At 44.7% G+C, this 1,753-nt stretch carries 1 protein-coding gene, 8 tRNA genes, 1 rRNA gene and 1 pseudogene; all 11 read right to left on the bottom strand.

Going from position 1 to position 1,753, the window contains the following annotated elements; genetic code table 11:
- Nucleotides 1–5: 5 nt before the first annotated feature.
- Nucleotides 6–128 (bottom strand): group II intron maturase-specific domain-containing protein, encoded by a 123-nt coding sequence (locus tag ASE01S_RS16305; RefSeq protein ID WP_373277970.1) that lies wholly within the window; start codon nucleotides 126–128, stop codon nucleotides 6–8.
- Nucleotides 102–514 (bottom strand): annotated as a pseudogene (locus tag ASE01S_RS16035) (group II intron reverse transcriptase/maturase); the annotation flags it as partial. The pseudogene ASE01S_RS16035 and the gene ASE01S_RS16305, both read right to left, overlap by 27 nt.
- A 252-nt stretch (nucleotides 515–766) precedes the next feature.
- Nucleotides 767–839: transfer RNA gene (locus ASE01S_RS15285), tRNA-Lys, on the bottom strand.
- A gap of 5 nt (nucleotides 840–844) precedes the next feature.
- Nucleotides 845–919: transfer RNA gene (locus ASE01S_RS15280), tRNA-Gln, on the bottom strand.
- A 58-nt stretch (nucleotides 920–977) separates the two neighbouring features.
- Nucleotides 978–1,063 (bottom strand) — tRNA-Tyr (locus ASE01S_RS15275).
- Nucleotides 1,064–1,080: 17 nt separating this feature from the next.
- Nucleotides 1,081–1,156, bottom strand: a tRNA-Thr gene (locus ASE01S_RS15270).
- A 3-nt stretch (nucleotides 1,157–1,159) separates the two neighbouring features.
- A tRNA-Val gene (locus ASE01S_RS15265) sits at nucleotides 1,160–1,235 on the bottom strand.
- 4 nt (nucleotides 1,236–1,239) lie between these two features.
- Nucleotides 1,240–1,314, bottom strand: a tRNA-Glu gene (locus ASE01S_RS15260).
- Between the two features lie 22 nt (nucleotides 1,315–1,336).
- A tRNA-Thr gene (locus ASE01S_RS15255) sits at nucleotides 1,337–1,410 on the bottom strand.
- A 4-nt stretch (nucleotides 1,411–1,414) separates the two neighbouring features.
- Nucleotides 1,415–1,489 (bottom strand) — tRNA-Asn (locus ASE01S_RS15250).
- Between the two features lie 49 nt (nucleotides 1,490–1,538).
- Nucleotides 1,539–1,654, bottom strand: a 5S ribosomal RNA gene (rrf, locus tag ASE01S_RS15245).
- Between the last annotated feature and the right edge of the window lie 99 nt (nucleotides 1,655–1,753).

Genomic DNA, 1,753 nt, shown 5'->3' with positions numbered 1-1,753 from the left:
ACGAATCATGCCAATCTCCTTCTCATCCAGCTATCTAATTGTTTACATATGGACGGTGTTTCTGCTAGTTGATAGTAACCTAACCATCCCACTAAGTATTGATTGAGTTTCTCAATTCTTTTCTCCATATCCACAACCCACGTATGCCCTTGATTAAGGAAACATTTCGCTTGCCTTACGGCATCATGTCCTCGTTTGTTAGGACGAAAGCCATAACTATGTTGCAAAAACATCGGGTCGTAGACAGTCATGAGAACTTGTGCCATGGCTTGTTGCAATCGGTCAGTCACGGTAGGAATACCTAACTTCCGCTTACCTCCGTTTGGTTTCGGGATTTCAACACGACGGACAGGTTACGGATAGTAAGAACCTTCTTCTATTTGTCTTCGTAAGGAAATTCAGTCTTCCATGATATGCGCACGTAGGTTTTGTACCGGCATCTCATCTACTCCGTGGCTTCCCGCTCAAGTGCATCTAATAGGTTTTGTCGTGACAGGATTTGTTCCAACATGATATTCAACTCCCCGTGAATGGTTGATTCTTCTTGTGTGGCAACGACTTTCCACCTTTGCACTAGGAATTGACGTGTATCAGTATAGTCCGTTTTTTTGTAAACATTATCCTAATTATGCTCTCGAAATGGGGTAATGAGAAATTCATAGCAAAAGGGTTAAACATTATAATTAATGCTTAACCCTTTTTCCACTATATATTAATAAAGCTTAGCTAATTAATAAAGATTAACTATCCAACAAATTAAAGGAAATGAGCCATGAAGGATTCGAACCTTCGACCCTCTGATTAAAAGTCAGATGCTCTACCTACTGAGCTAATGGCTCTCTAATGGCTGGGCTAGCTGGATTCGAACCAACGCATGACGGAACCAAAAACCGTTGCCTTACCGCTTGGCTATAGCCCAATAAAATAACAGTGATTAAAGGTACACTGTTTTTTTAAAAACATATAAAGATAAATAATGGTGGAGGGAGTAGGACTCGAACCTACGAACCCGATGGGAGCGGATTTACAGTCCGCCGCGTTTGGCCAACTTCGCTATCCCTCCAAATTATCAAAACCCAGTGGTGCCGGCCAGAGGACTTGAACCCCCAACCTACTGATTACAAGTCAGTTGCTCTACCAATTGAGCTAGGCCGGCTCATGGTGGAGGATGCAGGGCTCGAACCTGCGACCCCCTGCTTGTAAGGCAGGTGCTCTCCCAGCTGAGCTAATCCTCCATTATGGTGACCCGTACGGGATTCGAACCCGTGTTACCGCCGTGAAAGGGCGGTGTCTTAACCGCTTGACCAACGGGCCAATTGCACAAAAAAAAATAAAGAGCTTCCAGCCGGACTTGAACCGGCGACCCCTTCCTTACCATGGAAGTGCTCTACCTAGCTGAGCTATGGAAGCAAAATGGCTCCACAGGTAGGATTCGAACCTACGACCGATCGGTTAACAGCCGATTGCTCTACCACTGAGCTACTGTGGAACAAGAATAGTTAATAACCATTTTGTTACTTCACAAAGCTAAGGTTAAGGCTTAGCGACGTCCTACTCTCGCAGGGGTAAAACCCCAACTACCATCGGCGCTGAAGAGCTTAACTGCTGTGTTCGGCATGGGAACAGGTGTGACCTCTTCGCTATTGCCACTAAACCTAGAAGGTATATCGTTGTACCCTCAAAACTAGATAAGAGACAAGCATCAAACGTGTTAAAAGGATTTCACCTTTTAGTGAATCTAGTTCGAGCTCCC

It is taken from the genome of Amphibacillus sediminis NBRC 103570, assembly GCF_001552275.1.
In the GTDB taxonomy this organism is placed as follows: domain Bacteria; phylum Bacillota; class Bacilli; order Bacillales; family Amphibacillaceae; genus Amphibacillus_B; species Amphibacillus_B sediminis.
The sequence above is the reverse complement of the archived record's forward strand: the minus strand, read 5'-3'. Positions and strand labels throughout refer to the sequence as shown.

Excerpts from the sequence above, each read along its gene's own strand:
- ASE01S_RS16305 (WP_373277970.1), bottom strand. The coding sequence starts at position 128 with ATGGAGAAAAGAATTGAGAAACTCAATCAATACTTAGTGGGATGGTTA.